Below are 5,875 nucleotides of genomic sequence, written 5' to 3'. Positions count from 1 at the left end.
TCGCCGCCGCGGCACCGGCCCCGCCGCGCCGCTCGATGAGCGCGCGGCCACGCCGCCGGACAGCGCGTGCGAGGAGCTGACCCCGGCCGGCCTCGACACGCTGACCGCGCGCGAAGTGTCGCTTCTCGCCCTCGCCTGCGCCGCCGACCAGGCGCAGCAGTCGGGCGACCTGCGCCTCGCCACCCTTTCGAACCTCAAGCTGGCGCAGCTGGAAGGCAGCTATGGCGACCTCCCGGGCGAGGAGCGCGAGACGTTCCGCGCTTTCGCGCGCGAGCGGGCTCAGCGGGCGATCGCGGTCGCGACGGCCCTCGACGGCGACCCCGCCCAGCCCGAGCTGATCGGCCGCCTTGCCGAGGCCGCCGTCGATTATGGCGACACCGGCAGCCCCGAACTGGCGTCGGCGCTGGCCGCACTCGCCGCGCATCGGGACCCGGCCGCCGCCAGCATCTCAGTGTCCCTGCAGGCGCGGCTGGCGCTTGCACGCGGCGACGCCGCCACGGCCCGCCGCCACGCCCTGGCCGCCATCCTCGCCGAGAGCCGCCGCCCGATCCCGGCGCGCCTGCCGCTCCATTACCTGCTGCTCGCCGAGGCCGACCCGGCCAACCGCGCCGCCCACATCCACGCGGCCTATGTCGCGCTCGACAACCTCCGCCCGCTGCTCCCGCGCCTCGACCCGCTGACCGAGGAATCGAGCTTCTCGCTCTATATGCGCGACGTGTTCATCGCCGCCGCCGAGGTGCAGCTGGAGGGTGCGCAAGGACAGGACGAGACCGGCCGCATCCGCCGCGCCCAGGAGATCGTCGAGGCCTATCGCCAGGCCGAGCTTCAGAGCGCCTTCGGCAGCGAATGCCTGCCGCCGCGCCAGGCGTCGCGGCTCGACGAGCTGAGGTCCGGCGAGACCATCCTCTACCCTTTGCTCCTCCCCGACCGGGTCGAGCTGCTCGTCGTCTCGCGCGGCGATGGCGACGGCGCGCCGCGCTACCGCCGGCTCGCGCCCAACCGCAGCGTCGGCCGCGCCGAAATTGCGCGGCTCGTCGAGGCGGTGGCCGTGCCCTTGAGCTACGGCCAGGACGGCTGGCGTGAGGCGTCGCGCCGGCTCTACGACGTCCTCATCGCCCCCGTTGCCGACCGGCTCGGCCCCGACGCGATGCTCGCCGTCGTGCCCGACGGCGCGCTTCGCGCCCTGCCCTTCTCGGCGCTGATCGCGCCGGACGGGCGCTACCTCGTCCAGCAGACTCGGCTGAGCACCATTCCCGCCCTCGCTTTCTCGCAGCCGGCGGGATCGGCGGACGGCGGCGCGCTCAGCGTCGTCGCCGCCTCGCTTCAGCGCGAGATGGTTCTGCCAGTCGGCCGCTTCGCCGAGCTGGAAGGCACCACCCGCGAAGCCGAGATCGCCGTCGGTTTCGCCGGGCGCGGCCGGCTCGTCCCCGACTTCACCCGCTCCGATCTCGTCGGCGCCCTCGGCGGAAGGATCGACGTCCTCCACCTCGCCACCCACGCCGCGTTCAACGGTCGCTCCGACCGCGCCTTCATCGTCGCCAATGGCGAGGTGATCCGCCTGTCCGAGCTTCGCGAACTGATCGCCGGCACGCGGCTCCGCGGCGACGCCATCGACCTCATCATCCTGTCCGCCTGCGAGACCGCGGTCGGCGACGACGAGGCCAGCATGGGCCTCGCCGGCGCGGCGGTTCAGGCCGGCGCTCGAAGCGTCATCGGCTCGCTTTGGCAGGTCAATGACGCGGGCACCGCCGAGCTGATGCGCCAATTCTACCAGCGCTACAGCGCCGGCCGCTCGCGCTCGGAGGCGCTGCGCGAGGCGCAGCTCGCGCTGATCGACGGCGGCGGCGCCAATGCCGATCCCAACATCTGGGCCGCCTTCGCCCTGCTCGGCGCCTGGCGGTGAGAAAGCGGCGGCTCCTCCTTGCCTCGCTGCCGGCCCTCGCCTGGGCGCAGGCGGCGGCCGCCCAGTCGGGCGAGCCGACCAACATCACGCCCGATGCCGCCCCGCCCCTCAGCCTCGGCACCACCACCAACCGCGTCGGCAACGTCACCACCATCGACGGCGGCACCCGCGCCGGCCCCAACCTGTTCCACAGCTTCTCGCGCTTCGACCTCGGCCAGGGCGGCATCGCCCGCTGGGTGCACAGCGGCGGCAATCCCGCGACCATCGCCAACGTCGTCAACCGGGTCACCGGCGGCGATCCCTCCAACATCAACGGCCGGATCGATTCCACCGCGATCCCCAACGCCGACTTCTGGTTCATCAACCCGGCGGGAGTGGTCTTCGGCCAGGGCGCGCAGGTGAACGTCCCCGCCGCCGCCCATTTCTCGACGGCCCAGCAGCTGCATTTCGCCGCCGGACCGAGCTTCACCGTCGCCACGCCCGGCGGCTCGACCTTCTCGGTCGCCTCGCCCGCCGCCTTCGGCTTCGTCGGCGGCCAGGGCGCGATCGTCGCCAACGGCGCCGGCCCACTCCTCGCCCGTCCCGGCGACCTCTCCCTCTCCGCCGCGAATGTCGCGCTGCGCGAGACCATCATCGACGCGTCGAGCATCCGCATCGCCGCGGTCGGAGCGGGCAGCGCGACGATTGCGACAACGGCCCCGCTTCCCGCCGACCTTGCCGGTCGGATCGACATCGTCGGGACGGCGCCTGCGTCCACTCCCCTCGGCTTCGATACTCGCCTCTCGGCGCGCGGCGACGGCGGCATTCAGCTCGCCGCCGGCGTCGTGACGATCAATCGCGCCGCCTTGCTCGCCGAGCCGGACAGCGGACTCGGTCCCGGCATCGTCGTGGCTGCGCGCGACTCGCTCGTCTTGCAGGATGCTCGGGTGCTGATCGAAAACGGCACCGGAACGGCCGGGCCGCTCACCCTGCGAAGCGGCGGAACCCTGTCCATCCTGGGCAATAGCGAGGTGGCCACGCGCACCTTTGCGACCGGGTCCGGCACTGCTGCAGCGAGCGGCATCACCATCGAAGCGCCGACGATAATCATCCGCGGCGAGGCGAGTCAGGCGGGCGGCTTCGCGCTCCTTGGAACCACGACCTCCGGCACCCAGCGCGCCGGCAATCTGGTGCTGCGCGGCGGATCGCTGGAGGTCGCCAACGCCTTCATCGGCAGCTTCGGCCAAGAGGCGGACGCCGGCTCGATTCTGATCGATCTGACCGGCGACTTGCTGATCGACGGCGCCGACATCGACTCGCGTACCATCGGCCTCGTCCCAGGGGTGCGCAGCGGTGACATCCTGGTCGACGCGCGCGCCATATTCCTGCGCAACGATGCCCGCATCTCGGCCAATTCATTCGGCGGCGGCGTCAGCGGCCTGATCAGGCTTCGCGCCGACGAAATCGCGCTCGACAATTCCTCGATCCGATCGGACGTCGGCGGCCTTGGCTGCGAGCCGTGCGGCGACTCCAACGATGCCGGCGCGATCCTCATCGAAACGGACAGGCTCCGCCTGACCGGAAGCGAGATTACCGCCGATACTCTCAATCCCGGGCGCGGCGGCTTCGTGTCGGTTTCCGCGCGCGATGCGGAGCTCGTCGGCAGCACGATCAGCACAAACAGCCGCGACGCTGGCGACGCCGGGAGCATCACCATCACCGCCGGCGATCTCAGGCTGCTGGGAGAGTCCCGGATCACGTCGGCGGCGATGCTCGGATCGACCGGCAATGCGGGCAACGTCACCATCGCTGGGCTCGGCGACGGGGCGTCGCGTCTGCTGCTCGGCGGCAATTCGGCGATCCGCGCCGACACGGCCGGTCCCGGGAGCGGCGGCGCGATCCGCATTCTCATCGACGATATCGTGCTTCGGGACGGAAGCGAGATCGCGTCGGACAGCGGTCGCGCCTGCTCCGAAACCGGCTGCGGCCCTCTCGGCGCCGCCGGCGACATCGAGATCGCCGCCCGCTCGCTTCGGCTGGAGGCGCCCGACCGTCAGGGCGGCGCCACTGTGATCACTTCGCAGGGACTGGGCGGCGGCGACGCGGGAACCATTCGCATCCGTCTGAGCGGCGACCTCGACCTCGTCGGACAGCCCGGCAACCCGCCGATGGCCGGCGCCGCGTTCATCAGCTCGAGCGCCGCGCAGACTGGCCGCGCCGGGCTGATCGACGTCGTTGCCCAGAATATCCGCGCGAGCGGCGCGCGCACCGGCTTTGAGAGCAGCACCTTCGGATCCGGCCAGGGCGGCACGATCCGGCTCGAGGCGCGGGGAATCATCCTCATTGAGACAGAAGCGATCGTGGCGAGCAGCACCGGCGATGGCCGGTCGCTCGGCAGCGCTCCTCCCGGGCAAGGCGACGGCGGCGAGATCCTCCTCGTCGCCCGCGACATCCAACTGCGTTCCGGGGGCAGCGTGAGCGCCGAGACGTTCAACGACGGCGATGCCGGCGGAATCACTCTTCGGGCGGATCGCCTGCACCTGGACGACGGGCAAGTGAGCTCGTCGACCCTCGCCACCGGCCGCGCCGGCTTCATCGATATCGCCGTCGGCGCACTGGTGATGGACGGTCGGTCGTCGATCGAAAGCCAGGCCCTGAACGATTGCGTCGGGGCCGATTGCCTGCCCGGCGGCGCAGCGGGCAATATCGTCATCGACGCGGACCGGCTGGTCATGACGGCACGGCACGGCGGATTCGAAGGCGTTGAACGGCCGCTCATCTCGTCGAGCACCGCAACCGCCGGGCAAGGCGGCGATGTGGCGATCGCGGTCGACCAGCTGCGGGTCGACGGCGGCGTGATCGGATCCGCGACCGCTGCGTCAGGCGATGCGGGCAACGTGACCATCGCCGCCCGGGTGATCGAGCTCGGCAATGGTGCGCTCATCACGACCAGCTCGGAGCAGACGCCTGGGTGCGCCAGCTGTCCGGCACCAAGCGGCGATGCCGGCGACATCGGCATTGTCGCGGACGACATCTCGGTGTCGGGCAACAGCATCATCACCAGCAGCACGAGCGGCTCCGGCGATGCCGGGACCGTCGGCATCGCGGCCGATGGCCGGATCCTCCTGGACCACGGCCACATCACCACGATCGTCCAGGACGGCTCGACCGGACGAAGCGGCATCGTCGCCATCGAGGCGGGCGAGCTGGTGCTGCTCGACGGCTCGATCCGCACCAATTCGAACAGCGCCAGCGAGGCGGGCGGAATTCTCATCCAGGCGCCGCGCGTCACTCTGATCGGCGAGGAAGCGGCGATCTCGAGCGCCAACGGCTTCGACGGAGTCGGCAGCGCCGGGGCCATCTTCATGACCACCGAGCAGCTGAGCCTGCTCGGCGGCGCGCGGCTGTCGACCAGCTCGCTCAACGGCGCGGCCGGCACGATCGAGATCTTCATGCCCGAAACCGGCCTGCTGGTGCTGCAAAGCCAGGGCACGCCGTCGCTGATCACCACCTCGTCCGGGCCCGGCACCGGCGGCCGAATCTTCATCGCCCGGCCGCTTGCGATCATCACCAATGGCGGCCAGATCCTCGCGCTCGGCCAGGAAGGCGGCGCCAATGTCCAGATCGCGACCGATTTCTTCATCCGCTCGGCCGACCGCTTCAACCGCGTCGCGGTCGACGGCGCCTTCCTGCTCGAGGCGACGGTCGGCGACATCAGCAGCGGCACGGTCAACCGCGATTTGAGCGTGATCGACGCATCCGGCGTTCTGCGCGGCCAGTGCGCCTCGGTGCGGGCGAGCGGACAGGTCAGCCAACTCGTCGTCCGGCCGATCGGCCCCTATGGCGACGGCTCTGCCCCGCCCGCGCCGGGGACAAATGCCCACCCGGCGGGGGGCTGTTTCTGAAGCGCCGCCTGCTCGCATTCCTGCTCGGCGCCGCGACCCCCGCCGCGCTCGCCGCGCAGGCGGCGGACCCGCCGCGCCCGCGCAAGAC

The 5,875-nt window shown here is 71.5% G+C and carries 2 protein-coding genes; both read left to right on the top strand.

Annotation, left to right across the window (positions count from 1 at the left end):
- The coding region (locus G7B71_RS15350) for a CHAT domain-containing protein (RefSeq protein ID WP_166042525.1) at positions 1 to 1,903 on the top strand (1,903 nt) is incomplete at its 5' end.
- Positions 1,900 to 5,787 carry a filamentous hemagglutinin N-terminal domain-containing protein gene (locus G7B71_RS15345; protein WP_166042523.1) on the top strand — a complete coding sequence of 1,296 codons (3,888 nt, stop codon included), beginning with the start codon at positions 1,900 to 1,902 and terminating at the stop codon, positions 5,785 to 5,787. The genes G7B71_RS15350 and G7B71_RS15345, both read left to right, overlap by 4 nt.
- Positions 5,788 to 5,875 lie beyond the last annotated feature (88 nt).

It is taken from the genome of Sphingosinicella sp. YJ22 (genome assembly GCF_011320075.1).
In the GTDB taxonomy this organism is placed as follows: Bacteria; Pseudomonadota; Alphaproteobacteria; order Sphingomonadales; family Sphingomonadaceae; genus Allosphingosinicella.
The sequence above is the reverse complement of the archived record's forward strand: the minus strand, read 5'-3'. Positions and strand labels throughout refer to the sequence as shown.